Below are 24,723 nucleotides of genomic sequence, written 5' to 3' on the forward strand. Positions count from 1 at the left end.
CGAGATCGTCCATGTCAGCCCAAGCCCACCCTGCCGACTTCCTGCCCTTCGCCCACCGCCTCGCCGATTGCAGCGGCGCGATCCTGCGACGTGTCGCGGGCGAGAACCGCGCTTTCGACACCAAGGGCGACGCCAGTCCGGTGACGGCGATCGATCGCGAGATCGAGACGGCCCTGCGCGCGGCGATCGCAGCCGAGTATCCCGAACACGGCGTTCTCGGCGAGGAATTCGCGCCCACGAATCTCGACAGCGAGTGGGTCTGGGTTCTGGATCCGATCGACGGAACCAAGCAATTCATCGCCGGAATTCCGCTCTACGGGACGCTGATCGCGCTCACGCGAAACGGCATGCCCGTGCTCGGCATCATCGACCATCCCATGACCGGCGAGCGCTGGAGTGCCGCCGACGGCAGTCCCGCGCTGCGCAACGGCGTGGTTGTGACGACCGCCAAGCGCAGCACCCTGTCAGGGAGCCTGCTGTTCACCTCCAGCCCCGAGCCCTATGACGACAGGGAGTGTCGCGGGGTGGCGGCCGTGCGATCGGGTGTCGCCTGGTGCGTCTATGGCGCGGGCTGCTATGGCTATGCCCGGCTCGCCAGCGGTGCGCTCCACATCGGCATCGAGGGCGGGCATGATCCGTTCGACTATTGCGCGCTCGTCCCGATCATCCGTGCGGCGGGCGGCGCGATCAGCGACTGGGAGGGCAGACCGCTTGGGCTGACCTCCGGCACGCGTTTCGTCGCCTGCGCGACCCCGACGCTGCACGAGGAGGTCCTGGCCACCATGGCGCGGGCGATGGTGGCCTGAACAGCCGAGCCGTCGGGCTCTCAGGCCGCGGCGACGAGGCCGGGCGCCGTCTCCCGGATGGCGGCCGAGATGGCCGCCAGGCCGCCGCGCAGTTCCTCTTCCAGCGGCCACAGGAAGCCGATCCGGAAATGGCTGCGCGGCATCTCGAACCAATGACCGGGCCCGACATAGGTGCCGTGCTTCTCCAGCAGAGTCTTGTAGAAGGCGTCGAAGTCGAAATCGGCGCCGACATTCATGCGCGGGAAGCAGACGACGCCGCCCTTGGGCTCGACCCACTCGATGAGCGGATCGTTCTTCGCCCAGTCCCGCATGATGTCGAGCCGGCGGTGCATGACCGGCGAAAGCGCGTCCAGGAAGGCGTCGCGCTTTTCCAGCATCGTGCGCGCGAGCCACTCGTCGACGACGCTGCCGCAGATGCCGATCTGCTCCTTGGCGGCGAGGAAGGTCTCGTAGAGCGCCGGATCGCGCGTGACGATCCAGCCGATGCGGATGCCCGGGATGCCGTACGCCTTGGACAGGGACGAAACGCTGATCACGCTCTTGCTCAGGCTGGCTGCGATCGGCAGCTGCTCGCCATAGGACAGGTCGCGATAGGTCTCATCGACGAGGAGGCGGCAACCCTTCTCCTCGACGAGCGCGATCAGGCGACGAAGATCGGCTTCCGGCATCAGGGTGCCGGTCGGATTATGCGGGCAGGTGACGCTGACATAGCGTGTATTGGGCCGGATCGCGGCCGCGACGCGCGCGATGTCGAGTGCGAAGCCGTCCTCGAAGGACAGGTCGATATAGCTGATCTCGCAGCCGATTGCCTTGGGGGTCTCGATGTTCGTCGCATAGTTCGGGCGCACAACGACGAGATGGTCCTCGCGCGACAGAAGCGTCGTGGCGATGATGAAAAGCGCGCCGGCCGCGCCGGCCGTGATGAGAATATCGTCAGGCGTCAGCCCCGCGCCCTGTCCCGCGACCAGCTCGCGCAGCCTCGCCTCGCCGCGATGTTCTCCGTAGAACAGCGTCAGGTCCGGGAAGGTGGCGCCGAGCTCGTGCAGGCTCTGGTCGCGGATCGAGCTTTCCGAAAGGTTGAAGCGGATCCGGTCGTAGCCGTACTCCTCCGGCGCTTCCTTCTCGATGACCATGCGTGCATATTTCATGTGCGTCATCCGCTGTGGTTGGCTTGCGTTCGTGCTTGCTTCTTAGTGACAGCGGCTCGATCTCGCCTATCCTCCCAGAGAGGGATAGCGTCGGCAGAGCGGATGGAGACGTATGCGGGATATGAACGACCGTGCGGCCCGGCTCGTAACGGCGATCGACCGAAGCGATTTTCCAGAAGCGCTGGTCAGCCACCTCGGCGAGCGTGTCGCATTCGACGCCGCGACGATCTTCGTGCACCGGCGCGAGCTCGCGCCGATCTACGTCTTCGATAACTTCGTGGGCGGCAAGGCCAAGCAGGGCATCCGCGAATATCTGCAGAAGACCTATGCGCTGAACCCATTCTTCCAGGCGCAACGGAACGGACTGGCCTCGGGCGTCTATCGCATTCGCGATCTCGCGCCCGATATATTCTTCCAAAGCGAGTTCTATAATGACTACCGGATCAAGGTCACGAGCAACGAAGAAATCGGCTATGTGACACGCGATTGGCCGGAAGGTCTGGCTGAGATCGACGTCGCCATCCAGCTCGGGCCAGACGAGACGGTCGAGTTCGCGCTATACCGCTACCGCAGCAACGGCGACTTCAGCGACGCGGACCTCATTGCGATCGAGGACGAGCTGGCCTTCTTGACCGCTTGCTTTGGCAGCTATTGGCGCCGCAATCGAGCCAGCGATGATCTATCGGAACAGCGGACGAGCTCGGCCGGACCGGCCGCGTTCGGAGAAGGCAAGATCAGCGTGCGTGAGCGCCAAGTGCTGGAGTTCGTCCTTCGCGGATACTCGTCGGAATCGATAGCCGCCCAACTCGGTATTTCGCTGGCGACAGTGAAGACGCACCGCAAGAATGCTTATGAAAAGCTGAACATCTCTACCCAGGCGCAGCTGTTCAGCCTCTACCTCAAGCATTTGGACGCCAACTATTCGATGGAACTGACACCGTCACGTTGACACCTGTGTCGCCCGTCGCGCCGCAGCGGCCGAGTCGAGTGCCGACATGTCGGTTGATGCGATCCGCCTCATTTGGCATCCGGAAGGCTCCAATCCGCGATGAAGCGATCATGGCTCGTCCCTCGACGGTGTCCACAGACGTGCCCGATCCTGACAGCTTTGGCGCGCCTGGCGCCTTAGCATCCGCTCTGGTCCGAAAGCGGGTGGCGCGCTCCCGCTGTCGCAGGCAAAATCGCTCATCTTCGGAGGAACACCATGGCGAACGCGGCGGGAGCGATCCATATCGGCATTGGCGGCTGGGTCTTCGAGCCCTGGCGCGGGGCTTTCTACCCGGACGGCCTGCCGCAGAAGCGCGAACTCGAATATGCCGCGAGCAAGCTGACTTCCATCGAGATCAACGGCACCTATTACGGCTCGCAGAAGCCGGAGAGCTTCGCCAAATGGCGCGAGGAGACGCCTGACGATTTCGTCTTCGCGCTCAAGGGCTCGCGCTTCTGCACGAACCGGCGCGTCCTGGCCGAGGCCGGCCCTTCGGTCGAGAAATTCCTGACCAGCGGGCTGACCGAGCTCAGGCACAAGCTCGGCCCGATCAACTGGCAGTTCATGCCGACGAAGAAATTCGATCGCGAAGATTTCGAAGCCTTCCTCAAGCTGCTGCCCAAGGAACTGGACGGTATCAGGCTGCGTCATGCGGTCGAGGTCCGGCATGACAGCTTCCGGACGCCTGACTTCATCGCGCTGCTGCGCGAATACGGCGTCGCTGCGATCACCTCCGCCGATGCCGACTACACTCAGATCGCCGACGTGACCGCGCCTTTCGTCTACGCTCGGATCATGGGAACGAAGGAAGCCGAGCCGAAAGGCTATTCCGAGGCCGGGCTCGCGCGCTGGACCAAGGCCGCGCGGGTCTGGGCGGAAGGCGGCGTGCCGGAGGGGCTGGAATCCATTGGCCCACCGGCCAAGGTCGAGAAGCGCGACGTGTTTCTCTATGTCATCAGCGGCGACAAGGTGCGCAATCCGGCCGCCGCGATGGAGCTGATCGTGCGGACCAAGGGCTGAGTTTTACTCTGCCGCTGCCGCCTGCGCCGCTTCCTGGCAGACATCGACCCATTCGGCCTGCGTCAGCTCGGCCATGCGCTCAGGCGTGATGCGCAGCGCGCTATGGGTCGAGCCTGCTGCCGGCACGACGATGTCGAAGGCCTTGAGCGAGATGTCGCAATAGACCTTGAGCGGCGTGGCGAGCCCGAAGGGGCAGACGCCGCCGACAGGATGGCCGGTCAGCGCCTCGACCTCGTCCTGTCCGAGCATGCGCGGCTTGCCGCCGAGCGCGGCCTTGGCCTTCCTGTTGTCGAGCCTGGCGTCCCCGCGGGTGACGACCAGCACCACTTCGTCGCCGATGCGCAGCGAGAGCGTCTTTGCGATCTGGCCGGGCTCGACGCCATGAGCGGCAGCGGCGAGCGGGACGGTGGCGCTGCTCTCAGCCGTCACGATGACGGCGATGTCGGGAGCGTGCTCGGCGAAGAAGGCGCGGACGGATTCGAGGCTCATCGGGCAATTCGCGAGGTCAGCCACAGGATCAGCAAGCTGGCGATGGCCGGCACGCCGAAGACGATGAGGAAGATCGGCGCTTCCTCCATCACAGTATAGCCTGCCCGAGCAACGCCGATCCAGAGATTGATCAGGGCGCCTGCGAACCAGAGCGGCAGGAACAGCTTCACCGCGAAGGGAATCGGCCTTCCCGCCGAGATCGAAAGGCGCGGCGCCAGGACGAGCAGGATGCCGAGCAGCGCGAAGCCAATGCCGATGACCTTGATGGTATGCATAGGTCAGGCTTCCCTGGCCCGCAGCGAGATCGCTTCCCAGGCTGCGACGAGGATCAGGATCGCGGTCGCGGCCAGGCTGAATCCGAGCGGCGGCAGCACGGTCCAGGCCGGGGTGAGCACCGCGAGCAGGCCGAGGCCGACGAGATGGGAAAGCGGGTACCAGCCGGCCGTGATGCGTTTGAACAGCAGGTTGCCGAGCAGGTAGAAGGCCGGCCCGGCCAGGACCGCGATCGCCGTCCTGCCGTCGGTATGGCCGGTGGGATGCGCGATCACCAGCTCGTCGCCGACGGCAACGAGGATGATACCGGCGACCAGCAGGACGTGGAGATAGGTATAGGCAATCCGCGCGATCCGGCCGGGGTCTTCCGAATGGGCGATATGCTGGCTCGCCCGCTCGGCGCCGATATGGAAATAGACCCACCACATCGCGACCGTGCTCAGGAAGGCGTTGAGGAAGGCCGTCAGATTGACCGCTGTCGGCGGCAGCTTCGCGGCGGTCGCGCCGGTCATGATCACGGATTCACCGAGTGCGATGATGATGAAGAGGGCGCAGCGCTCGGCGAGATGCCCGCCTTCGACATTCCAGTCGCTGGTCAGCGAGCGGCCGAGGCCAAGCACCCGGAAGCCGACGGCAGGCCCGACATATTCGATGCCGAGCGCGATCAGCCAGAGCCCGAAGCGCAAGGGGCCCTCGCTCAGGCCGCCGGCGATCCAGAAGATGCCCGAGCAGACCAGCCAGATCGTGATGCGCTGGAAGTTGCGGTAGTTCGCGGGCGAGGCGTCCCTGAGGCTCACCGTCGTGAAGACCGAGCGGACGAGCTGGGCCGTGACATAGGCGCCGGCGAAGGCGAGGCCGGTCGCGCCGAAGGCCTCGGGCAGCGCGCAGGACATCACCAGCCCGAGGAACATCAGGACGAAGAGCAGGATCCGGACTGGCGACCGTTCGGGGTCGAGCCAGTTCGTCACCCAGCTCGTATAGATCCAGATCCACCAGACGGCACCGAGCAGGAAGGCGGCCTGGGCCAGCCCGAGCACACTGAAATGCTCGAGCAGCGTGTGCGAGATCTGCGTGATCGCGAAGACGAAGACGAGGTCGAAGAAGAGCTCGACGTAGGAGACACGCGCATGCTGGTGTTCGACGCGCTCCCTGAGCAGCGCGCCGGGCTTGGGATTTCGCGTCATCTCATGCCTCGCCCAACCGTCGATCCCAAGCGCGCCGTCATCCCGGACAAGCCGCGCGAGCGGCGCCGATCCGGGATCCATGCCGGAGCGCTTCCGAGAGAGGTTCAGGCCTGGATCCCGAGTCTGCGCTTCGCTTCGCCCGGGATGACAGCGCTGGATTCTGGAAGGCTCCGACCGGGGTAGCCTGTCCTGCGGCCCGCCCCGCCGTCAATGGCGGAAGTGGCGGTGCCCAGTGAAGACCATGGCGAGGCCGGCTTCGTCCGCAGCCTGGATGACGAGGTCGTCACGCATCGAGCCACCTGGCTGGATCACCGCCGTGGCACCGGCTTCCGCGGCGGCCAGCAGGCCGTCGGCAAAGGGGAAGAAAGCGTCGGAGGCGACGACCGAGCCCTTGGCCAGGCTCTCCGCGACGCCCGCAGCCTTGGCGGCTTCCGCGGCCTTCCAGGCGGCGATGCGCGAGGAATCGACGCGGCTCATCTGGCCGGCGCCGATGCCGACCGTGGCGAGATCCTTCGCATAGACGATCGCGTTCGACTTGACGTGCTTGGCGACGCGGAAGGCGAAGCGCAGATCGGCGAGCTCGCGCTCGCTCGGCTGGCGCTTGGTCACGACCTTGAGCTCCATGTCATCGACGACGGCATTGTCGCGCGACTGGGCGAGGAAGCCGCCAGCGACGGTGCGCAGCGACAGGCCCGGCGCGCGGACATCCGGCAGGCCGCCGGTCAGCAGCAGGCGCAGGTTCTTCTTGGCGGCGATCAGGGCGATCGCCTCCTCGTCGGCATCGGGCGCGATGATGACCTCGGTGAAGACCTCGACGATCTTCTTCGCAGCCTCGGCGTCGAGCCTGCGGTTCAGCGCGACGATGCCGCCGAAGGCGGAGACGGGATCGCAGCGCAAGGCAAGTTCATAGGCCTCGAGCAGCGAGCCGCCGGCCGCGACGCCGCAGGGATTGGCGTGCTTGACGATGACGCAGGCGGCCGAAGCCGCGGGATCGAACTCGGCGACGCATTCGAAGGCGGCGTCGGTGTCGTTGATGTTGTTGTAGGAGAGCTGCTTGCCCTGGACCTGGCGTGCGGTCGAGACGCCCGGGCGGTTCTCCGGCGTGCGGTAGAAGGCCGCCCATTGATGCGGGTTCTCGCCATAGCGCATGGTCTCGGCGAGCGCGCCGCCGAGCGCGCGGAAGGCCGGGCCGGTGTCGCCGAGCTCATTGGCGAACCAGTTCGAGATCGCGGCGTCGTAAGCCGCGGTGCGGGCATAGGCTTTCTGGGCGAGCTTGCGGCGCAAGGTCAGCGTGGTCGCGCCCTTCTGCGCCTCGAGATCGGCGAGGACGGAGGGGTAATCGGCCGCCTCGACCACGACGGCGACGTCGTGATGGTTCTTGGCGGCGGCGCGGATCATCGCGGGGCCGCCGATATCGATGTTCTCGATGCAGTCGTCATAGGGCTTGGCCGCAGCGACCGTCGCCTCGAACGGGTAGAGGTTCACGACGAGCAGGTCGATCGGCTGGATGCCGTGGCCGATCATTGAAGCCTGATGCTCGGGATGCGAGCGGATGGCGAGCAGGCCGCCATGCACCTTGGGATGTAGCGTCTTGACGCGACCGTCCATCATCTCGGGGAAGCCGGTGAGATCGGAGACGTCGCTGACGGGCAGCCCGGCCTCGGCGATGGCCTTGGCAGTGCCGCCGGTCGAGACCAGCGCGATGCCGAGCTTGTGGAGGGCGCGCGCGAAATCGATCAGGCCCGTCTTGTCGGAAACGGAAAGGAGCGCGCGTTCGACGCGGCGAAGCTCATTCGGCATCGGGATCAGGTCCGGCTGTAATGACAGGAGCAGGCAGTCGACTGTTTGGACAGACGCGCGCGAGCTATCATGCTGCGCCGCGAAAGGCAAAAAATGCCGTCCGGAACATCACGCTTCGGGATCGGGATCGATCAGGGTTCCCTGCCGCTCCGCCAGGGCCGCGGCGAGCGTCTGGCCGGCGCGGGGATTGGCGGCGCTGATGCGGCTGAGCCGCCAAGCGATCCGTGGCGTCGCGACAGCATCGAAGAGGACGACGAGCTGCTCGGTCTTGCGGCGGCCATCGGCGGCGGCGAGGAAGAGGCTTTCCTCGATCGCGATGGTCAGGCCGCCGGCCTCGAAGCTCCAGACCTCGCCGGAAGCCAGCGCGAGCAGGGCGCCGGTGCCCTCGCGGACGAGGCTGGCGCGGACATGCGGATGCAGATGGAAGCGGGCCGCGGCGGGCAGGGCCGTCTGCGTGCCGGTCAGGGCCACCTCATCCTCGCCGCCCAGCGAGGCACCGTCGCGGGCGAGCAGCAGGCGGCGGGTATGGGTCGCGCCGATGCGGCGATAGCCGTCATGGCTGGCGACCCATTCCGGCCCATCCGCGCCGTCCTGCCGGGCGACGCGGACATCGGCCGGACCGGAGACGACCCGCATCTCGCCGAGCACCATGCCGAAATTCGCGCTGGAGCGATCGTCTAGCACCAGGGTCGAATGGGCGGCGGTGCTGCGCGCCGCCAGCCGAAGCTCGAGCGGGCCGAAGCGGCTCGCGCCGCAATTGACGATGATGCGTTGCGCGCCGCTGGAGAATTCGAAGGCGAGGCAGCCGGCATGGGCCTCGGTGGAATAGCCACCGCGCGGCGGCGCCCCGGCATCGACGATCACGACGCTGCGCTCGGCGGAGAGCCGGCTGTAGCCGGAATAGGCGGCATGCTCGGTCGGGCGCCCGCGCGCGTCGTCATAGGCGGCAAGCGTCGCCATCAGGTCCGGCGGGGTCGTGCCCATACCGTTGAACAGGGCCAGCGCGCCGTCGCCGTGCCGGAACAGGCGCAGATGCGGCATCATCCGCTCGATCGCGGTCAGCAGGCCGCGCGGCGGCTCCAGCCCACGGGCGGCGAAGGTTTCCCGCAGCGGCAGGAGGTCGAGCAGGAAGTCGATCAGCAGGCGCGGATTGCGCGAGAGATGGCCGCCATCGGGCAGGATCTGGTCGTCGAGCTCGTCGGAGAGCAAGGTCTCCGCCCGCTTGCGGCGGGCATCCTGACCGTCCAGGCAGATGGCGGCGAGGGTGATGGCGATCAGCCCGTTGATCCGGTCGGCCCCCTCGACCGCGCCGGCGAGCGCGAGGCTGACCCGGTCGGTCAGCCGCGAGACATGGCGCAGGAAGCGCTCGTAGAAGGCGTGATCGGCGCCTTCCAGCAGGAGCGGCGAGTGGGAGAGCAGGGAAATCAGCCGGCGCGCGGCCACGGCGGGCCGGCGCGCGATATCGTTGCGGTCGCGGCGCCGGGCAATGAAATCCTCGACCAGGCTGCGGGCATTGGCGCGGGCGATGGCGGTGTCGGCGGCACGCATATGGCGCAGCCAGCCGAAGCCGTAAAGCGCCTCGGCCCAGGCCTCGGTCGGCGGCGCGATGTCGAAGGGCGATTCGCCGTGTGTGCGGACGGTGCGGCCGGCGAAGGCGTAGTAGCCCGCGTAGAAATCGCCGGCCGTGGTCGGGTCGGCCGTGCGCAGGTCGTGCGGGGCGAAGAGCAGGCGGGAGGAGGGCTTGCGACCGAAGGGCCAGAGCCTGCGCGTCGCGCCGACGAGCTGGCCACGGGTGCGCCGCGCCGCCCGTCCGATCGCGGCCTGGGCCAATCCCCGACGCTCAGACCAGGCGCTCAAATCCCCCGAAAGCTCCGTTTCCGGCGCAGCTCGAGGCCGCGCAGACCATGCTGGAAGAGGCGCGGCGTCCCCACCGCGCGAATCCCGCTTCCGTCATAGCCTGATCAGGCGACTTGCGTAAAATCCCGCCCATCCCGATAGGCGCGGCGTTTCCCCGGGCAAATGCTGCGGCAAGGTGCGGATATCGCCGTTCGTGTCGATGACGGCGCCCAAACCGCCGATTTCGGCAGGGCTCGCGGCGGCGCGACGAAACTGGGGATGACGCGTAAGGAAGGCCGAAATCTGCGCCTCGCCCTCCTCCGGCTCCAGCGAGCAGGTGCAGTAGACGAGCTGGCCGCCCGGTTTGGTCAGGGCGGCGGCGGCATCGAGGAGCTTGGCCTGCAGGGCGACGAGCCGGTCGCGATCCTCCTCCGACTTGGTCCAGGCGACGTCGGGATGGCGGCGGATCGTGCCGGTGGCGCTGCAGGGCGCGTCGAGCAGGACGGCATCGAAGGGTTCCGCCTGCCAGCTCGTGGCATCGGCCGTCACGACCTCGGCCGTGAGGCCGAGGCGCTCGAGATTGGCCTTGAGCCGGCGCAGGCGCGGCCCGGAGCGGTCGAGCGCCGTGACCTCGGCGCCGGCTGCCGCGATCTGGGCCGTCTTCCCGCCCGGCGCGGCGCAGAGATCGGCGATGCGCTCGCCCGGTGCCGGCGAGATCAGCTTCACCGGCAGGGCGGCAGCGGCATCCTGCACCCACCAGGCGCCTTCCTGATATCCCGGCAAGGTCGCGATGGCCTGCCGCTCGCGCAGGCGGATCGAGCCTGTCGGCAGCAGGATGCCGCCGAGCTTCTCGGCCCAAACAGCCGGATCGGCCTTGGTGGTGACGTCGAGCGGCGGCTCCTCGCGATGGCTCAAGGCGATCGCGGTGGCGGCCTCCTCGCCATAGGCGGCGCGCCAGCTCGCGGCGAGCCAATCCGGCGTGTCGCGGAAGGGGTTGGCCTCGGCATCCGCGAGGATCGCGTCGCGCTCGCGCACGACACGGCGCAGCAGGGCGTTGCCGAGCGCGGTGTAGCGGGCCGAGCGCGGATCCTCGTGCAGATGGCGGATGGCGAGGTCGACGGCGGCATGGTCGGGCACGTCGAGGAAGAGGATCTGGGCCGCGGCCGCGGCCAGGATCGGCTCGAACAGGCCGGAATGACGTGGGCTGCCGCGTTCCAGCCGCTCGTTGATGGCGTGCTGGATGGTGCCGAGCCGGCGGAAGGCGGTGACCGCGATGGCGCGGGCAAGCCCGGCATCGGCGGCGTCGAGCCCGGACTCCGGGACGAGGCGATCCAACGTCTCGTCGAGCGCGACGCGGGCGCGCAGCACCTCGTCGATCACGGTCGCGGCGAGCCGGCGTGCCGGCAGGCCCGGCGCGTCGGATTCCGGAACGGCCGCAGGCGGCTGCGGTCCGCGGCGGGGTGGGATGCGATCGGCCATGTCTCAGCCCCAGGGGCCGGGCTGGCGCGGCGCGGAACCCCAAGGGCTGCCGGAGGCCTGGCCGGTGAAGCTCGGCGCCGCCGGGGCGCGGCCGAGGCCCATGGCGCGGGCCTGCTCCATCAGCGCGGCGATGCGATTGCCGGTGTCGGGATGGGTCGAGAAGAGATTATCCATGCCGCCGCCGGTCAAGGGATTGATGATGAACATGTGCGCCGTAGCAGGCCTGGCCTCGGCTGTCTCGCTGGGAATGTGCTGGACGCCGGCCGCGATCTTGGCGAGCGCGTCGGCGAGCCAGATGGGATTGCCGGCGATTTCGCCGCCGAGGCGGTCCGCTTCGTATTCGCGCGAGCGCGAGATCGCCATCTGGATCAGCGCCGCCGCCATCGGGGCGAGGATCGAGAGCAGGATCTGGACGATGACATTCGGGCGGTTGTCGCGCGAGCCGAAGAACATGCCGAAGGTGACGAGCGAGGAGATCGCACCGGCGAAGGTCGCGGTGATCGTCATGGTCAGCGTGTCGTGGTTCTTGATATGCGCGAGCTCATGCGCCATCACGCCGGCCAGTTCCTCATAGGTCAGCGTGCGCAGGATGCCGGTCGTCGCCGCGACGGCCGCATTCTCGGGGTTGCGGCCGGTGGCGAAGGCGTTGGGCTGGTCCTCCTGGATCAGATAGACCCGCGGCATCGGCATGTTGGCGCGGGCGGCGAGGTCGCGGACCATGCCATAGAGTTCGGGCGCGCTGCGCTCATCGACCTCCTGGGCATGATGGGCGGCAAGCGCCAGCCGGTCGGAATTCCAGTAACTGAAGAGATTGGTGCCGGCGGCGAAGATCAGCGCGATCAGCATGCCGCTGCTCCCGCCCAGCAGGTAGCCGACGCTGAGAAACAGCGCGGTCAAACCCGCCATCAGCATGCCGGTCCTGACGTAGTTCATCGTATTCCCTTCGCTTGCCGGTACGAAAAAAGGGCGGATTACCCTCGCGATTGCCGGTTTCCTGCCCTATGTGGTGGGCATCGGCCCGATCCTGCAAGTCCGGGCCAAGAGCATTTTCGAGCGAAGTGGACGCCGGTTCGCGTGAAAAAAAATGCGAAAGGCAAAAACGTGGAGATGGTCCGCATGCCGGAAAAAGCCAGCGATGCCACGCCCGCACCTGTCGTGACGGAGAAGGTGCTCTCGCCGGCGGCCAAGCGCGCTCTGGCCGAGGCCGAGGCACGCCGCGCGGCCATCGATGCCCATGCCGCCGAAGTCGCCGGCCAGCGCGAGGTCAACGGGCGCGGCGGGCTTGAACCGGTGCGCTACGACGACTGGGAGGTGAAGGGCATCGCCAGCGATTTCTGAGACGAAACCGTGAAAGGGAATGTCTGTCGTCTCAATCGGCGCGAAGCTGATAGACGGCGTTGCCGTTCAGGAATGCCGAACCCCGGTTCACCGAGCCGTCCCTCTGAAACATGACGCTCAGGTTTTCCATGAGGCAACTCGTGCCAGAGAAGCTCGCGGTGAGCACCGAGCATTCCCGCGCCGCCTGGCTGTAAAGTGTTTTTCTTGCCTTTTCGGTGGCCGCCAGGTCTCCGGTTTCGCCATCGATCTCAATGCGAAAGTTGACGTTGATTCGTGTGGGCTGCCCGCGTCCGACCGACTGAGCGGCAAGGGGTGAGCTGGGGTTCGGCGCTTGCGCCCAAACGTCGAGATTCTGCACGAGATAGCATGAGGCCGCTATGATGAGCGTGAGAAACAGTTTCGGCTTCATGGCACCTTCCTCTCGAACGCATCTCTTCTAGCAGCGCCGATACGAAAACCTCATGACTTCACGGCGTTATGGTTTATGTCGGGTCCGTTTGCAGGTGGCGGCGATTGCCAACTGCTTTCGGCTGCCAGAGGGAGGCAGCCAATAGGAGCCGATCATGACGAACGATGACAAGCGGCTCGCCGCCCTGCGCCGCCTTCTGGCGGAGGCGCATGACAAGCTCGGGCTGAAGCTCGGCTTCCGGCTTTGGGACGGCAGTTCGGTGCCCGCCTCCTGGCCTGCCGACGGGCTCGCCATCGCCATCGCCGATGCCGGCGTTCCGGCCGCCTTGATCCGCAAGCCCAAGCTCGACACGCTCCTCAACCTGCATGTCACCGACCGCATCTCGATCCGGAACGGCTCGATCTTCGATCTCGCGGCGGCCCGGCCTGACGGCAAGGTGGGCAGGCTCGCGCGCAACATCCCGAAGAGCGCGATCTTCGACGTGGTGCGCCGCTTCATCTTCGCGCCCGGCAAGGCGGCCGAGGCCGTCGATCATCGCAAGGGCGACGAGATCGCGCGCGACGGGGCCCCGGCGACCAACAAGGCCAACATCGCCTATCACTACGACGTCTCGAATGATTTCTACCGGCTCTTCCTCGACGAGGAGATGGTCTACACCTGCGCCTATTTCACCGAGGACCATGGCAACCTCGCGCGGGCCCAGCGCGACAAGCTCGACATGATCTGCCGGAAGCTGCGCCTGAAGCCCGGTGACCGCTTCCTCGACATCGGCTGCGGCTGGGGTGCGTTGGTCTGTCATGCCGCCCGCTACTACGGCGTCGAGGCCCATGGCGTGACGCTGGCCGAGGAGCAGCTCGCCTTGGCGCGCGAGAAGGTCGAGAAGCTCGGGCTTCAGGGCAAGGTCACGCTTCATCTCAAGGACTTCACCCAGATGGAGGGGGAATTCGACAAGATCTCCTCGATCGGCATGTTCGAGCATGTCGGCATCCGCAATCACCCGTCCTATTTCCGGGCGGTGAACCGGCTGCTGCGGCCGCGCGGGCTCTATCTGCATCACTGCATCTCGCGCCGGGCCAAGAAGACCGAGAAGGCCTTCAACAAGATGCCGGCGGAGTATCGCGCGCTGGTGCGCTACATCTTCCCCGGCGGCGAGCTCGACCATCTCGGTATGTCGATCGCCAATCTCGAGCGCCATGGCTTCGAGGTCCATGATGTCGAGGGCTGGCGCGAACACTATCAGCGCACGACCCGGCTGTGGTGGGAGCGGCTCGACGCCAACAAGGAGAGGGCGGAGGCCGAGATCGGCCCGGAGCGGACGCGGATGTGGCTGCTCTATCTCGCCGGCTGCTCGCTCGCCTTCGAGCGCGGCGGTGCGCTGGTCAACCAGACGCTGGTCTCGAAGCGGCGCAAGGGACCGTCCGGCCTGCCGCTGACGCGCGCGGACCTCTATGGCGCCGGCCCGGAAAGCGGAGCCCGCTCCCCGGAACGATCCGATGCGGTGACAAGCGCATAGATCCCCGCCACTGCGTCCGGCTGGGCGCGCCGCGATCTTTCGCGATGGATCGGACGGAGAACGGGCAAGCCTGCGCAAGGCCGGCACATCCCGCCGGCCGCATCGCTTGCCCTGGAGGAAGATCCCCGGCGATGCCGGGGACGGCGCCGGCCTATTTCTTGATGAAGAGGTCGAGCTTTCCGTGGTGCTCGGCCAGCAGGTAGTAGAAGGTCAGGCGGGATTTGGTCCGGTCTTCCTTCATCTGCTCGCAGACGGCCTTGATCGAGCCGTCGAGATCGCCGGATTTCAGCCCGAGCTTCTTCTTCAGGAAGTTCTCGCGAACGCGGTCGAGCTCGGCCGGGTCGGAACAGGCGACATAGCGCGTGTCGGGCTTGCCCATGACCAGCGCATAGGATTTGGCCATCCCGGCGAAGGCGGCCTCGTTCAGCGGCTTCTTGGCAAACTTCTTCACGTCAGCGAGGTGATCCATACGGGTAGCCCCTTATCTGGCCCGGCTCTTGCTCGAGCGAGCTTCGTGTCGCAGGACGAAGCTAACGTGCTTTTTTGCCGCAGGCGAGGGAAATGGCGTCGGCCGATCTTTCGCCTTTCGGCCAGTTCACTGCGGCAAAGGCGTGCATCCGGCATATGGCAGTCCTGCCGGTGGCGGGCTTGAGCGGATGCCGCGGAAATGTTGCGATGCGGTATTGTCTGGAGTCGATCGATGAAACCCACTCTCCTCATGGTGCCGCGACTGCCGGCGGCGTTCATCGACCGACTCCGTGAAAGCTATACGCTGCTGGGTCCGATGGAGCATTCGACGCCGGAGGCGCTCCCGGAGGGGGCGGAGCAGGTCGAGGCGCTGCTCACTATCGGGACCCTGCGCACCGACGCCGCTCTCATGGCCGCCCTGCCGAAGCTCAGGCTGGTCTGTTGCTACGGCACCGGCATCGAGGGTGTCGACCGGGCGCATGCCAAGGCGCGCGGGATCGCGCTCGGCAATGCCGGAGACGCCAATGCCGCCGGCGTGGCGGAATTCGCCATGGGGCTGCTGCTCGCCACGGCACGGCAGATTCCGCAGGGCGACCGTTACGTCCGGGCCGGGCGCTGGCAGGGCAATGCGGTCGAGCGCATGGCTCCGGTGCCGGGGCTGGCCGGGCGCAAGCTCGGCATCTACGGGCTGGGCGCGATCGGCAGCCGCATCGCGCGCCGCGCCGAGGGCTTCGAGATGGAGATCGGCTATCACAACCGCAGCCGGCGCGCCGACATGCCCTATCACTACCATGACAGTCTGCTCGGCCTCGCCGAATGGGCGGATGTCCTCGTCGTGTCGGCCCGCGCCGGCGCCGAGAACCGGCATGCCGTGAACGCGGCGGTGCTGAAGGCGCTGGGGCCGCGCGGACATCTGGTCAACATCTCGCGCGGCATCGCGGTCGACGAGGACGCCTTGTGCGCGGCGCTGGAGACGGGCGTGATCGCAGGCGCGGGGCTCGATGTCTTCGAGAACGAGCCGCATGTCTCCGACAGGCTGAAGGCGCTCGACAATGTCGTGCTGACGCCGCATATCGCGGCCGCCTCGGAATCGGCGCAGGCGGCGCAGCAGGAAACCATGCTCGGCAATCTGCGGGCCTTCTTCGCCGGCAAGCCGCTGGTTTCGCCCGTCGCGCTCTGATCCAGAAACCGGGCCCGAGGGGCCTGGCGCCTTCGGCATAACTCCTCAGGGCAGGACGACGACCGGCGTGCCCATCTGCACGCGGGCATAGAGGTCGATCACATCGCCATTATGCATGCGAAAGCAGCCATAGGAGGCGGCGCTGCCGATCGTCGTCGGCATGTTGGTGCCGTGGATGGCGTATTGGCCGCCGGGGCCGAGGCCGATGACGCGCGCGCCCATCGGGTTGCGCGGCGAGCCGCCGGGGATGACGTCCGGCAGGCGGGGATTGTCGCGCTTCACCTCGGCGGGCGGGCTCCAGGCCGGGTCGACCTGCAGCTCCTCGACATATTTGACGCCGCGCCATTGCTTGCCGGCCTTGCCGACCGCGATGGTGTAGCGGATGGCCTCGCCCGGAGCGACGACGTAGTAGAGCCGGCGCTCGCCGGTGCGGATCACGATGGTGCCGGGCTGATAGCGGGCTTCGCGCATCTCGACGACCTCGCGGGCCGCGGCGGGCGATGGCAGCCACAAGGCCGAAAGGGCGAGCCCCGCGACGGCGAAGCCCGCGGCCGCAACCTGTCTCGACATGGTCCGATCTCCGGTTGAACAGATCGGAAGCCATCGCGCCGCAGCCGTGAACCGGCGGTTGAGCAATATGGTGAAGGCGGATCCCCGCGCGATTCACCATGAATCCGGGGTGAATCGGCGGAAATGCCAGCTCACGCCGTCGGCCGGCCGCGATGCTGCTGCGGCAGCAGGAAGGGCAGGCCCGGCGCGGGGGCGCGGCTCAGCGAGAGATCGACGCGGAAGACCTGATGCAGCAGGGCGTCGTCGAGGGTCTGGGCCGGGGGGCCCTGCGCGATGATCCGGCCGCGATCCATCACGACGAGATGATCGGCATAGGTCACGGCGAGGTTGAGGTCGTGCAGCACGATCAGCACGGCGACGCCGCGTGCGGCGATGCTGCGGGCCATGTCGAGCAGTGCGAGCTGGTGGCAGAGGTCGAGGCTCGCGATCGGCTCGTCGAGGAAGAGCACCTGCCGCTCGGCGACGCTGCGCCCGGCTTCGAGCTGGCAGAGCACGCGGGCGAACTGCACGCGCTGCTGCTCGCCGCCGGAGAGGGTCTGGTAGCGCCGGCCCGCGAGGTCGAGCACGCCGGCGGCGGCGAGGGCTTCCGCGACGACCGCCTCGCGCCGCTGGCGCGTCAGCGCCCGGCCGATGCCGTCGACGCCGAGCTGCGCGACCTCGTAGACGCTGAAGGGGAAGGCGAGGCGGGCATGCTGCGCCATGACCGAGCGCTGGCAGGCCAGGCGCCAGGCCGGAACCGTCTCGAGCGGCTCGCCGGCGATCTCGATCCGTCCACCGGCCGGCTTGATCTCGCCGGTCAGGAGCTTGAGCAGGGTCGATTTTCCGGCGCCGTTCGGGCCGATCAGGATCGTGGTCGTGCCGCCGGTGAGCTCCAGGGAGGCCTCGGCGACGAGCCGACGGCCGCCCGCGAGGAAGCCGATCTCACGACCGGAGAGGATCGGTCCCGACTCAGACATCGATGAGGCTCGTGCGGCGCAGCAGCAGCCAGAGAAAGAAGGGCGCGCCGATCGTGGCGGTGACGATGCCGATCGGCAATTCGGCCGGCGCCACGATCAGGCGCGCGACGATGTCGGCGCCGACCAGCAGCATCGCGCCGCCCAGCGCCGAAAGCGGCAGAAGCAGGCGATGATCCGGGCCGACCGAGAGCCGGATCAGATGCGGCACGACGATGCCGACGAAGCCGATCAGCCCGGCCGAGGCGACGCTGGCGCCCACTGCGAGCGCGACGAGCAGGATCGCCAGCGCCTTGATGCGCTGGACGGGGATGCCGAGGTGATAGGCCTCGGCCTCGCCGAGCATCAGGCCGTTCAGCCCGCGCGCCAGCAGCGGCATCAGCAACAGCAGCGGCAGCACGATCGGTGCCACCGCCGAGAGCTTCGTCCAGCTCGCGCCGCCGAGGCTGCCGAGCGACCAGAAGGTCAGGTCGCGCAATTGCCGGTCGTCCGAGATGAAGGCGAGAAGGCCGGTCAGCGCGCCGGAGAGGGCGCCGAGCGCGACGCCGGCGAGCAGCATGGTGGCGACCGAGGTGCGCCCGCCGCGCGTGGCGATGAGATAGAGCGCGAGCGTCGCGCCAAGCCCGCCGCAGAAGGCGCCCAAAGGCAGGGCCGCGAAGGGCAGCTTCATCATCGTGCCGGCCATGAAACGGTCGCCGAGGACGATGGTCGCCGCCGCGGCGAGCGCCGCGCCGCTCGAGACGCCGACGAGGCCGGGATCGGCCAGGGGATTGCGGAACAGCCCCTGCATCAAGGCACCGGAAACCGCGAGGCCCGCGCCGACGAGCAGGCCGAGCAGCACGCGCGGCAGGCGGATGTTGAGGACCACGAGGACGTCGCGCCCGTCTAGGAGCGAGGCATCGCCGGTCAGTTTCGCCATGAGGATCTCGGCGACCCGGCCCGGCGGGATCGCGATGGCGCCCTGGCCGATCGCGACGATGGCGAGCAGCAGGCAGGCCAGCGCAAGCCCGACGACGGCGACGAGCCCGACGCGCCGCCGGCCGGCGGCGAGCGTTGCCAAAGCATTGGCGGCCATGGCCGGGGCGGGCGCGGCGAGGGTCACGGGGCGGCGGCCGTCTTCAGCGGCGGGATGGCGGCTTCCGGATAGATCGCCGCCATGAGATCGCGCGCCGCCATTGGCGTGCGCGGGCCGAAGCCGAGCAGATAGAGGCCGTCCATATGGACCAGGCGCTTCGTCGCGGCGGCCGGCGTCTGCGCGAAGGCCGGCATGGCGAAGAGCTCTTCGGGCGTGGTGTTGTGGGCGCTGCTGTTGCGCATCATCAGGACCATGTCGGGCGCCGCGGCGGCGATGGCCTCCTCGGTCATCGGCTTGTAGCCTTCGATGGCGCTCGCGACGTTGAGGCCGCCGGCCAGCGCGATGATCGCGTCGGCCGAGCTGTTGCGTCCGCCGACAAGCGCGCGCCCGTTCTGCAGTGAAAGCACGAAGAGCACGCGCTTTTTCGTCGTGAGCTTGGCGCGCAGCCCGGCCAGCTCCTCAAAGCGCGCCGTCGTCTGCGCGGCGAGGCGCCGGGCCGGCTCGCCGGCGCCGACCGCCGCGCCGATCGCGTCGATCTTGGTGGCGACGCCTTCCGGCGTCAGGCCGTCGGCGATGCGGGCGATCCTCACGCCGGACTCGGTCAGCAGCGAGACGGCGTCGGGCGGGCCCGCTCCATCGATCAGCATGACCAGCGACGGCTTCAGCGAGAGCACGCCCTCGGCCGAGAGGGCACGGACATAGCCGATGTTCGGCTTGTTCGTCAGCGCCTCCGGCGGGAACTGGCTGGTCGAATCGACGCCGACGATGCGCTCCTGCAGGCCGAGCGCATAGAGCACCTCGGTGATCACGCCGCCGGCGACGGCGATCTTGTCGGGGTTTTGCGCCAGGGCCGGCATCGTCCAGCCCGCCGGCCAGAGGCCGCTCGCCAGGAGTGCGAGGCCGATGGCGGCCGCGAGGCGGCGGCTCGGCTGCCGGGAGCGTGCGGAAACCGTTGGGACCTGTGTGCCGGACATGGATGCGACTCCTCCTGGAATGCCCAGGCTCTTCGCTGCCGCCGTCGATCAACTGTCGATGCCGCAGTTTAAAATCGTTCCAGCCAAGTAAGCGCTAGTTTTTAGTGATTCAAAACAAGCATTGCTCTCGACTGTTATTGACGCAGATATTCGGCTTTACTAGAAGCGGTCAAGGGCAACGCGCCAAGCGGTGTCGGTTTCGCCCGCGGCATCGTGCTGCGCGGCTGGATCACGACATCGCGAGGACATTCGCGCCGGCGCCCCGTGTTCGGCCGGTCACGGCCCTTTCAGTGCAGGATCATCCGATGTTCATCGCCATGAATCGCTTCAAGGTCGTCAAGGGCGAGGAGGCCGCCTTCGAGACGGTCTGGTCCTCGCGCAAGAGCCGGCTCGACGAAATGCCGGGCTTCCTCGCCTTCCATCTGCTGAAGGGGCCGGAGAAAGAGGACCACACCCTCTATTCCTCGCATACGACATGGGCCGCGAAGGAGGATTTCGTCGCCTGGACGAAGTCGGAGCAATTCCGCGAGTCGCATCGCAACGCCGGTCAGCCCCGCGAGAAGCCGGTCTTCCTCGGGCATCCCGAGTTCGAAGGGTTCGAGACCGTGCTGAGCGAGATCAATCCGCATCAGCCCCGCCAGGCGGCCGAGTGAGGTTCGCGCGATGACGACGGCGGAGGTCGCGAGCCGCGACCCGATCGAACATGCCCGCGCTTTGCTCGCGGCAAAGCCCGACGGGCTGATCGAGGCGATCGCGCGCGAGGCGGGTGTCTCGACCCGCACGGCGCTGGAGCTGCTGCCGGCCGGGCAGCGGCTGTTCGTGGCGCCCGAGCGCTTCGAGGCGCTGTGGCAGGAGCTGGCGAGCTGGGGAACGGTGCTGTTCCTGATGCACACGCCCGACATCGTGCTGGAGGTCGAGGGCGCGCTGCCGGTCGGCAGCTTCGGCCATGGCTACTACAATATCCATGGCGACAGCCCGATCGGCGGACATATCAAGGTCGAGAATTGCCGCGCGATCTATCTCGTCGACCGCGCGACCGCGCAGGGCCGGCGGGCCTGCTCGGTCCAGTTCTTCAATGCGGCGGGCGAGGTGATGTTCAAGATCTTCGTGCGACGAGATGCCAGTCGCGCTTTGCTGCCGGATCAGCTAAACCGGTTCGAGGCCCTGAAGGCGAGCTTCGTCTGAGCTGCGGCAGGGGCAGGATGCGTTTCCTGCATCATGCCCCGCGCGGGCGAGCGGCCTGCACCGACGCTCAGCGATGAAAGCTGTTTACAAGTTGTTAACCATACTGGCGCAGCGTTGCCGCCTGAAAGCCGTGATCTCCTAATGCCGGCGGACCGGGTCCATCAGGACGGGCGCACCGACGACAGCGAGGACGGCTTGCCCGATGTTCCAACCCTGGATGTCGATATGGCCGCGCATGTCGTCATGGAACGGGCGACCTTTCCCCCGAGCCGGCCTTCGCTGGCCCTGGCCGCCGGACGCCGCTTCGTGGCGGAGCGCGCGCCGATCCTGCGCTCCAGCTTCGGTTCGGCCATCCTGCTCGGCCTGCGCTTCGTCCAGGCCCGACTGATCTCGGTCTGGGGGCTGATCGTCGCGGCGGCGCTGTGCCCGCCGAGCGTCTTCGCGGCTTTCGCCGTCTTTTCCGCTGCCGCGAATTTTGTCTCGACCGCCTCGCTGCTGCGGCTCGAGGCCGTGTTCTTCCGGAGCAACGATGCGGCCCGGCTGGGTCTGGCCTTTCGCCTTGCCGCCGCGGTCGGCACCGCATTCCTTGGTCTGACGGTGCTCGTGCTGATCGGTCTCGCGCTGACGGGCTGGGTGGCGCCGGCCGTCGCCTTTTTCTTCTTCGTCTCGCTGGCCGCGCGCTCGGTCCTGCGCCTGATCTGGGCGGAGGCGACCGCGGAAGGGGATTTCCGTGCCATCGGCAACAGCAATGTGGTGCAGGCGGTTGTCCAGCCGGTGATCATGCTGGTGCTAATCGGCCTCTTCGGGCCGAAGGCGCTGGCGCTTTTCATGGCGGATGCCGGCGGTCATGTCCTGGCGACCCTCTATCTGCTGCGCCGCCGCCATGCGGCGCTGCGGCCGCTGGTCCAGCCGCGATTGTGGAACAGCGGCAGCCTGATCGCGGCGGCCTGGCGCTGGCGCGACGCGCCGCGGGCGCTGCTGCCCTCCGCCTTGCTGGCCTATGGCTTCAGCATCGCGCCGATCCTGGCGCTGCCCTACGCCTCCAATGCGCTGCTGGCGGCCCATGTCGCGCTCGCGATGCGGCTGCTCGAGATGCCGAGCCAGATGTTCGGCACCGTCTCCACGCCGCTCGTGCTCAACGGGCTGCGCAGCTATGTCGGCAAGCGCAGGCGCTTCTGGATCAGGCTGATGACGCTCGGCCTGATCGCTGCGGCGGGCGCTCTGTTCGCCGCCGTCGGCCTTGGCGCCCATGTCGCCGACGGCTTCATCGAGGGAACGAAATGGGCCGGTGTCGGCGCGGTGATCGCCATCATGAGCCTGTTCTACGGCGGGATCACGCTGGTCGGGCCTTTGCAGGAGGTCGCGACCCTGTCACGCCAACTCGCCTGGCAAGTCCTGATCAACGCCGTCTCGCTCCTGGCCCTGATCGGCGTGATGCGCTGGTACGGCGCTCTGACGCCGGCACTGCTCTATGCCGTCGGCGCGGTCTCGATCGCTCGGACGCTGGCCTATGTCGTCTTCATCTGGCGGCATCTTGGCGAAGCCGAGGACAGTGCGCGCTGGGATTTCGCAGTTTCGGGCGCGAAGTCGTGAGGATGTGATCCTCGCAGCGGCGTTTCGGCCGATGCCCTAGGCTTTTTGGCATCGACCCGAAGACCGCACTCCACTTTTCGGGTCGATGACCTATTCCCGGCGGATCAGCCGGTCCGCGATCAGCGAGGACAGAAGACCGGGCTTGAAGTCCCGTTCGAGGCGCTCGGGGTCGTAGATCGTCGCGGCCCAGTCGAGGAAGGCGATGCCTCTGGCCTCGCCCTCGCGGCGATAGGCCTCGAAGAAGGCATCGAGGATACCGGTCTTGGCGAAACGGAAATGGCCGTAGCGCAGCGAGAGCTGGCGCATCGCCTCGTCGAGCGGGCGGCCTTCATGGATCAGCAGATAGAGCGCCGAGAAGAACCCCGCCCGGTCGGCGCCGGATTTGCAGTGGACCAGCGCCGGCTCTTCGAGGCTCGCGAAGAAGGCCTCGGCGCCGAGGATCGTCTCCCGGTCGGGCGCGCCGCGTGAGCGCAGCACGAAATCGACGAGCGCGATGCCGTGACGCTCGCAGGCTTCCTTCTGGAGCGGCCAGGAGCCGTGCTCGCGCCCGCCGCGCAGGTTGACGATGGTCTTCACGCCCTTGCGGGCGAAGGCCGCGATCTGGCCGGGCGCAGGCTGGGCCGAGCGCCAGAGACGCGGCGTCACGCGATGGGCGTTGAGATAGGCGAGGCGGAAGACGCCGTGGTCGACCAGCAGCATGTTGGCCCAGGCGCGCAGGCGCGCGGCCCGGCCTTCGATCGGCCGGTCCCAGCGGGCGATGCGGGCCATGCGGCGGGCATAGCGCTCTTCGTCGGGGCGCAGGCGGCTCAGCACGGCCTGGTCTCGGGGCTGTTCATGACGGGCCGGATAGCAGTGACGGCAACCATGCGCAAATCGTCTGATGGCTTGTTCTGCCGGAAGGGGTTGGACTTTTTGCCGCGAACTTGCATAAGGCCCGGCGAAATATCCAAGCGACAGGTTCCCTCATGCGCATCGACGCCATCTCCATCGGCAAGAACCCGCCTGACGAAGTGAATGTCCTGATCGAGGTGGCGATCGGGGGCGAGCCGATCAAGTACGAGATGGACAAGGAGGCCGGCACGCTCTTCGTCGACCGCTTCCTCTATACGCCGATGCGCTATCCCGGCAATTACGGCTTCATCCCGCACACGCTGTCGGAGGATGGCGACCCTTGCGACGTGCTGGTCGCCAATACCCGCCCCCTGGTGCCGGGCTCCTACATCGCGGTCAGGCCGATCGGCGTGATGCTGATGGAAGACGAGGGCGGCGGCGACGAGAAGATCATCGCCGTTCCCGTGCCGAAGCTGACCAAGCGCTACGAGAACGTCCACGACTACACCGATTTGCCGAAGATCACCCTCGACCAGATCCAGCACTTCTTCGAGCACTACAAGGATCTGGAGCCCGGGAAATGGGTGAAGCTCAAGGGCTGGGGCGACGCCGCCATGGCCAAGAAGCTGATTGTCGAGGCGATCGAGCGGGCCAAGGCGGCGAAGGGCTGAGGAGCTTCCGCAAGCCGTTTATGAAGGGCCGCGCTGTGCGCGGCCCTTTTTTGTTCAAGCAGCGATCGCTTCCGCTAGCGCGACCGTGCGCTTTGCCATCTCTGCATGGAGCAACTCGACCATGCGGCCGTCGAGCTGGATCGCGCCCTTGCCGGCGTTCTCCGGCAGATCGAAGGCGGCGATGATGGCCCGTGCACGGGCGAGCTCCGCCTCGTCCGGCGCGAAGACCGTATTCGCCGGCCCGACCTGCGAGGGGTGGATCAGGGTCTTGCCGTCGAAGCCGAGATCGCGCGCCTGCTCGCATTCGGCGCGGAAGCCGGCCTCCTCCTTGATGTCGTTGTAGACGCCGTCGAGGATGTCGATGCCATGGGCGCGGGCGGCCAGCAGCGCGCTCGTCAGCCAGGGCAGCATCGTCGCCCGGCCCGGCACGAAGCGGGCGCGGGTCTCCTTGGCGAGATCGTTCGTGCCCATGACGAAGCAGGCGAGCCGGGTGGCGGGGGCGCGCGCGGCCCGTGCGATGCGCTCGACGTCGAGGATCGCGAGCGGGGTCTCGATCATCGCCCAGACCGCGATGGCGGAATCGGCCCGAAGACCATCGAGCCGGCTGGCGATCTCGTGCAGTTCATCCGGCGCCGAGACCTTCGGGACCAGAATCGCCTGCGGCCCGGCCTCCGTCGCGGCAGCCAGGTCGTCCGCGAACCAGGGCGTGCCGGCGCCGTTGACGCGGATCACCAGCTCGCGCCGGCCATAGCCGCCCGCCTTCACAGCGGCGCAGACTTGCTCGCGCGCCGTTGCCTTGGCATCGGGGGCGACGGCGTCCTCCAGGTCGAGGATCAGGACGTCGGCCGCGATCTCACGCGCCTTTTCCAGCGCGCGGGCGTTCGAGCCCGGCATATAAAGGGCGCTGCGGCGGGGGCGGATCGCGGTCATCGTCTCTCCT

Annotated in this window: 26 protein-coding genes; 10 read left to right on the forward strand and 16 right to left on the reverse strand. The window is 67.6% G+C overall.

Annotated features, from left to right (window positions below; translation table 11 throughout):
• Window positions 1-11: 11 nt before the first annotated feature.
• Window positions 12-806, forward strand: coding sequence for an inositol monophosphatase family protein (locus GY40_RS12230; protein WP_038362707.1), 795 nt, complete (start codon window positions 12-14; stop codon window positions 804-806).
• Between the two features lie 20 nt (window positions 807-826).
• On the opposite strand, the gene GY40_RS12235 is transcribed toward GY40_RS12230, so the two are convergent.
• The gene (locus tag GY40_RS12235; RefSeq protein ID WP_038362709.1) at window positions 827-1,954 is read right to left on the reverse strand and encodes an aminotransferase class I/II-fold pyridoxal phosphate-dependent enzyme; all 1,128 of its coding nucleotides are present in this window, start codon (window positions 1,952-1,954) and stop codon (window positions 827-829) included.
• Window positions 1,955-2,075: 121 nt separating this feature from the next.
• On the opposite strand from GY40_RS12235, the gene GY40_RS12240 reads away from it, so the two are divergent.
• The gene (locus GY40_RS12240; protein WP_038362711.1) at window positions 2,076-2,903 is read left to right on the forward strand and encodes a helix-turn-helix domain-containing protein; all 828 of its coding nucleotides are present in this window, start codon (window positions 2,076-2,078) and stop codon (window positions 2,901-2,903) included.
• A gap of 255 nt (window positions 2,904-3,158) precedes the next feature.
• Complete coding sequence (locus GY40_RS12245; protein ID WP_038362713.1) at window positions 3,159-3,962, forward strand: DUF72 domain-containing protein; 804 nt, start codon at window positions 3,159-3,161, stop codon at window positions 3,960-3,962.
• A 3-nt stretch (window positions 3,963-3,965) separates the two neighbouring features.
• On the opposite strand, the gene GY40_RS12250 is transcribed toward GY40_RS12245, so the two are convergent.
• The 7 genes from GY40_RS12250 to htpX form a co-directional block, all read right to left on the reverse strand.
• Complete coding sequence (locus GY40_RS12250; protein WP_038362715.1) at window positions 3,966-4,451, reverse strand: YbaK/EbsC family protein; 486 nt, start codon at window positions 4,449-4,451, stop codon at window positions 3,966-3,968.
• The gene (locus GY40_RS12255) at window positions 4,448-4,726 is read right to left on the reverse strand and encodes a hypothetical protein (protein WP_038362717.1); all 279 of its coding nucleotides are present in this window, start codon (window positions 4,724-4,726) and stop codon (window positions 4,448-4,450) included. The genes GY40_RS12250 and GY40_RS12255 overlap by 4 nt, the downstream gene beginning before the upstream one ends.
• A gap of 3 nt (window positions 4,727-4,729) precedes the next feature.
• Window positions 4,730-5,908 (reverse strand): low temperature requirement protein A, encoded by a 1,179-nt coding sequence (locus GY40_RS12260; RefSeq protein WP_038363986.1) that lies wholly within the window; start codon window positions 5,906-5,908, stop codon window positions 4,730-4,732.
• A gap of 207 nt (window positions 5,909-6,115) precedes the next feature.
• Window positions 6,116-7,708, reverse strand: a complete 1,593-nt coding sequence (purH, locus tag GY40_RS12265) for a bifunctional phosphoribosylaminoimidazolecarboxamide formyltransferase/IMP cyclohydrolase (protein ID WP_038362719.1) — start codon at window positions 7,706-7,708, stop codon at window positions 6,116-6,118.
• Between the two features lie 108 nt (window positions 7,709-7,816).
• Window positions 7,817-9,565, reverse strand: a complete 1,749-nt coding sequence (locus GY40_RS12270) for a heparinase II/III family protein (protein WP_081925347.1) — start codon at window positions 9,563-9,565, stop codon at window positions 7,817-7,819.
• Window positions 9,566-9,658: 93 nt separating this feature from the next.
• Complete coding sequence (locus tag GY40_RS12275) at window positions 9,659-11,023, reverse strand: RsmB/NOP family class I SAM-dependent RNA methyltransferase (protein ID WP_038362721.1); 1,365 nt, start codon at window positions 11,021-11,023, stop codon at window positions 9,659-9,661.
• 3 nt (window positions 11,024-11,026) lie between these two features.
• Window positions 11,027-11,956: a zinc metalloprotease HtpX gene (gene htpX / locus GY40_RS12280; RefSeq protein ID WP_038362723.1), complete on the reverse strand. Its 930-nt coding sequence runs from the start codon at window positions 11,954-11,956 to the stop codon at window positions 11,027-11,029.
• Between the two features lie 183 nt (window positions 11,957-12,139).
• On the opposite strand from htpX, the gene GY40_RS12285 reads away from it, so the two are divergent.
• Window positions 12,140-12,361 (forward strand): DUF1674 domain-containing protein, encoded by a 222-nt coding sequence (locus GY40_RS12285; RefSeq protein ID WP_051988142.1) that lies wholly within the window; start codon window positions 12,140-12,142, stop codon window positions 12,359-12,361.
• A gap of 31 nt (window positions 12,362-12,392) precedes the next feature.
• On the opposite strand, the gene GY40_RS12290 is transcribed toward GY40_RS12285, so the two are convergent.
• A complete protein-coding gene (locus GY40_RS12290; RefSeq protein WP_038362724.1) occupies window positions 12,393-12,770 on the reverse strand; it encodes a hypothetical protein in 378 nt (125 codons plus the stop codon).
• A 154-nt stretch (window positions 12,771-12,924) separates the two neighbouring features.
• On the opposite strand from GY40_RS12290, the gene GY40_RS12295 reads away from it, so the two are divergent.
• Window positions 12,925-14,283 (forward strand): class I SAM-dependent methyltransferase, encoded by a 1,359-nt coding sequence (locus GY40_RS12295; RefSeq protein ID WP_051987903.1) that lies wholly within the window; start codon window positions 12,925-12,927, stop codon window positions 14,281-14,283.
• Between the two features lie 151 nt (window positions 14,284-14,434).
• Here the strand turns inward: GY40_RS12295 and GY40_RS12300 are convergent, their stop codons facing one another.
• Window positions 14,435-14,752, reverse strand: a complete 318-nt coding sequence (locus tag GY40_RS12300; protein WP_038362726.1) for a DUF2853 family protein — start codon at window positions 14,750-14,752, stop codon at window positions 14,435-14,437.
• 231 nt (window positions 14,753-14,983) lie between these two features.
• Here GY40_RS12300 and GY40_RS12305 point away from each other — a divergent pair, with 231 nt between their 5' ends.
• On the forward strand, window positions 14,984-15,931 hold the full coding sequence (locus tag GY40_RS12305) for a 2-hydroxyacid dehydrogenase (protein ID WP_038362728.1): 948 nt from the start codon (window positions 14,984-14,986) through the stop codon (window positions 15,929-15,931).
• A gap of 45 nt (window positions 15,932-15,976) precedes the next feature.
• Here the strand turns inward: GY40_RS12305 and GY40_RS12310 are convergent, their stop codons facing one another.
• From GY40_RS12310 to GY40_RS12325, 4 genes are all read right to left on the reverse strand, one after another.
• On the reverse strand, window positions 15,977-16,501 hold the full coding sequence (locus GY40_RS12310; RefSeq protein ID WP_038362730.1) for a L,D-transpeptidase: 525 nt from the start codon (window positions 16,499-16,501) through the stop codon (window positions 15,977-15,979).
• Between the two features lie 131 nt (window positions 16,502-16,632).
• Window positions 16,633-17,457, reverse strand: a complete 825-nt coding sequence (locus GY40_RS12315; protein WP_038362732.1) for a heme ABC transporter ATP-binding protein — start codon at window positions 17,455-17,457, stop codon at window positions 16,633-16,635.
• The gene (locus GY40_RS12320) at window positions 17,450-18,529 is read right to left on the reverse strand and encodes a FecCD family ABC transporter permease (RefSeq protein ID WP_038363995.1); all 1,080 of its coding nucleotides are present in this window, start codon (window positions 18,527-18,529) and stop codon (window positions 17,450-17,452) included. Before GY40_RS12320 ends, GY40_RS12315 begins: the two co-directional genes overlap by 8 nt.
• A gap of 23 nt (window positions 18,530-18,552) precedes the next feature.
• Entirely contained in the window at window positions 18,553-19,503 is a 951-nt protein-coding gene (locus GY40_RS12325) for a heme/hemin ABC transporter substrate-binding protein (RefSeq protein ID WP_081925349.1), read from the reverse strand.
• Between the two features lie 305 nt (window positions 19,504-19,808).
• Here GY40_RS12325 and GY40_RS12330 point away from each other — a divergent pair, with 305 nt between their 5' ends.
• The 3 genes from GY40_RS12330 (at window position 19,809) to GY40_RS12340 (ending at window position 22,281) form a co-directional block, all read left to right on the forward strand.
• Window positions 19,809-20,156: an antibiotic biosynthesis monooxygenase family protein gene (locus tag GY40_RS12330; protein ID WP_038362734.1), complete on the forward strand. Its 348-nt coding sequence runs from the start codon at window positions 19,809-19,811 to the stop codon at window positions 20,154-20,156.
• Window positions 20,157-20,166: 10 nt separating this feature from the next.
• On the forward strand, window positions 20,167-20,688 hold the full coding sequence (gene hutX, locus GY40_RS12335; RefSeq protein WP_038362736.1) for a heme utilization cystosolic carrier protein HutX: 522 nt from the start codon (window positions 20,167-20,169) through the stop codon (window positions 20,686-20,688).
• A gap of 141 nt (window positions 20,689-20,829) precedes the next feature.
• The gene (locus GY40_RS12340) at window positions 20,830-22,281 is read left to right on the forward strand and encodes a hypothetical protein (protein WP_038362738.1); all 1,452 of its coding nucleotides are present in this window, start codon (window positions 20,830-20,832) and stop codon (window positions 22,279-22,281) included.
• Window positions 22,282-22,371: 90 nt separating this feature from the next.
• Here GY40_RS12340 and GY40_RS12345 read toward each other — a convergent pair whose 3' ends face one another.
• Window positions 22,372-23,094, reverse strand: a complete 723-nt coding sequence (locus tag GY40_RS12345) for a fused DSP-PTPase phosphatase/NAD kinase-like protein (RefSeq protein WP_038362740.1) — start codon at window positions 23,092-23,094, stop codon at window positions 22,372-22,374.
• A gap of 152 nt (window positions 23,095-23,246) precedes the next feature.
• On the opposite strand from GY40_RS12345, the gene ppa reads away from it, so the two are divergent.
• Window positions 23,247-23,783, forward strand: coding sequence for an inorganic diphosphatase (gene ppa / locus GY40_RS12350; RefSeq protein ID WP_038362742.1), 537 nt, complete (start codon window positions 23,247-23,249; stop codon window positions 23,781-23,783).
• A gap of 54 nt (window positions 23,784-23,837) precedes the next feature.
• On the opposite strand, the gene GY40_RS12355 is transcribed toward ppa, so the two are convergent.
• Window positions 23,838-24,713 carry an HpcH/HpaI aldolase/citrate lyase family protein gene (locus GY40_RS12355; RefSeq protein WP_038362744.1) on the reverse strand — a complete coding sequence of 292 codons (876 nt, stop codon included), beginning with the start codon at window positions 24,711-24,713 and terminating at the stop codon, window positions 23,838-23,840.
• Window positions 24,714-24,723: the final 10 nt, after the last annotated feature.

Origin of the sequence: Allobosea sp. UNC402CLCol (genome assembly GCF_000745475.1) — a bacterium.
Lineage (GTDB): Bacteria > Pseudomonadota > Alphaproteobacteria > Rhizobiales > Beijerinckiaceae > Allobosea > Allobosea spartocytisi.

Bases quoted from the DNA above. Each gene is read 5' to 3' on its own strand.
- GY40_RS12275 (WP_038362721.1), bottom strand. From the start codon at position 11,023: ATGGCCGATCGCATCCCACCCCGCCGCGGACCGCAGCCGCCTGCGGCC.
- GY40_RS12240 (WP_038362711.1), top strand. From the start codon at position 2,076: ATGAACGACCGTGCGGCCCGGCTCGTAACGGCGATCGACCGAAGCGAT.
- GY40_RS12320 (WP_038363995.1), bottom strand. From the start codon at position 18,529: ATGGCCGCCAATGCTTTGGCAACGCTCGCCGCCGGCCGGCGGCGCGTC.
- GY40_RS12285 (WP_051988142.1), top strand. From the start codon at position 12,140: ATGCCGGAAAAAGCCAGCGATGCCACGCCCGCACCTGTCGTGACGGAG.
- GY40_RS12305 (WP_038362728.1), top strand. From the start codon at position 14,984: ATGAAACCCACTCTCCTCATGGTGCCGCGACTGCCGGCGGCGTTCATC.
- GY40_RS12315 (WP_038362732.1), bottom strand. From the start codon at position 17,457: ATGTCTGAGTCGGGACCGATCCTCTCCGGTCGTGAGATCGGCTTCCTC.
- GY40_RS12260 (WP_038363986.1), bottom strand. From the start codon at position 5,908: ATGACGCGAAATCCCAAGCCCGGCGCGCTGCTCAGGGAGCGCGTCGAA.
- GY40_RS12250 (WP_038362715.1), bottom strand. From the start codon at position 4,451: ATGAGCCTCGAATCCGTCCGCGCCTTCTTCGCCGAGCACGCTCCCGAC.
- GY40_RS12330 (WP_038362734.1), top strand. From the start codon at position 19,809: ATGTTCATCGCCATGAATCGCTTCAAGGTCGTCAAGGGCGAGGAGGCC.
- GY40_RS12245 (WP_038362713.1), top strand. From the start codon at position 3,159: ATGGCGAACGCGGCGGGAGCGATCCATATCGGCATTGGCGGCTGGGTC.
- GY40_RS12295 (WP_051987903.1), top strand. From the start codon at position 12,925: ATGACGAACGATGACAAGCGGCTCGCCGCCCTGCGCCGCCTTCTGGCG.
- GY40_RS12310 (WP_038362730.1), bottom strand. From the start codon at position 16,501: ATGTCGAGACAGGTTGCGGCCGCGGGCTTCGCCGTCGCGGGGCTCGCC.
- GY40_RS12235 (WP_038362709.1), bottom strand. From the start codon at position 1,954: ATGAAATATGCACGCATGGTCATCGAGAAGGAAGCGCCGGAGGAGTAC.
- GY40_RS12300 (WP_038362726.1), bottom strand. From the start codon at position 14,752: ATGGATCACCTCGCTGACGTGAAGAAGTTTGCCAAGAAGCCGCTGAAC.
- GY40_RS12325 (WP_081925349.1), bottom strand. From the start codon at position 19,503: ATGTCCGGCACACAGGTCCCAACGGTTTCCGCACGCTCCCGGCAGCCG.
- GY40_RS12255 (WP_038362717.1), bottom strand. From the start codon at position 4,726: ATGCATACCATCAAGGTCATCGGCATTGGCTTCGCGCTGCTCGGCATC.
- GY40_RS12290 (WP_038362724.1), bottom strand. From the start codon at position 12,770: ATGAAGCCGAAACTGTTTCTCACGCTCATCATAGCGGCCTCATGCTAT.
- ppa (WP_038362742.1), top strand. From the start codon at position 23,247: ATGCGCATCGACGCCATCTCCATCGGCAAGAACCCGCCTGACGAAGTG.
- purH (WP_038362719.1), bottom strand. From the start codon at position 7,708: ATGCCGAATGAGCTTCGCCGCGTCGAACGCGCGCTCCTTTCCGTTTCC.
- GY40_RS12355 (WP_038362744.1), bottom strand. From the start codon at position 24,713: ATGACCGCGATCCGCCCCCGCCGCAGCGCCCTTTATATGCCGGGCTCG.
- GY40_RS12340 (WP_038362738.1), top strand. From the start codon at position 20,830: ATGCCGGCGGACCGGGTCCATCAGGACGGGCGCACCGACGACAGCGAG.
- htpX (WP_038362723.1), bottom strand. From the start codon at position 11,956: ATGAACTACGTCAGGACCGGCATGCTGATGGCGGGTTTGACCGCGCTG.
- GY40_RS12230 (WP_038362707.1), top strand. From the start codon at position 12: ATGTCAGCCCAAGCCCACCCTGCCGACTTCCTGCCCTTCGCCCACCGC.
- hutX (WP_038362736.1), top strand. From the start codon at position 20,167: ATGACGACGGCGGAGGTCGCGAGCCGCGACCCGATCGAACATGCCCGC.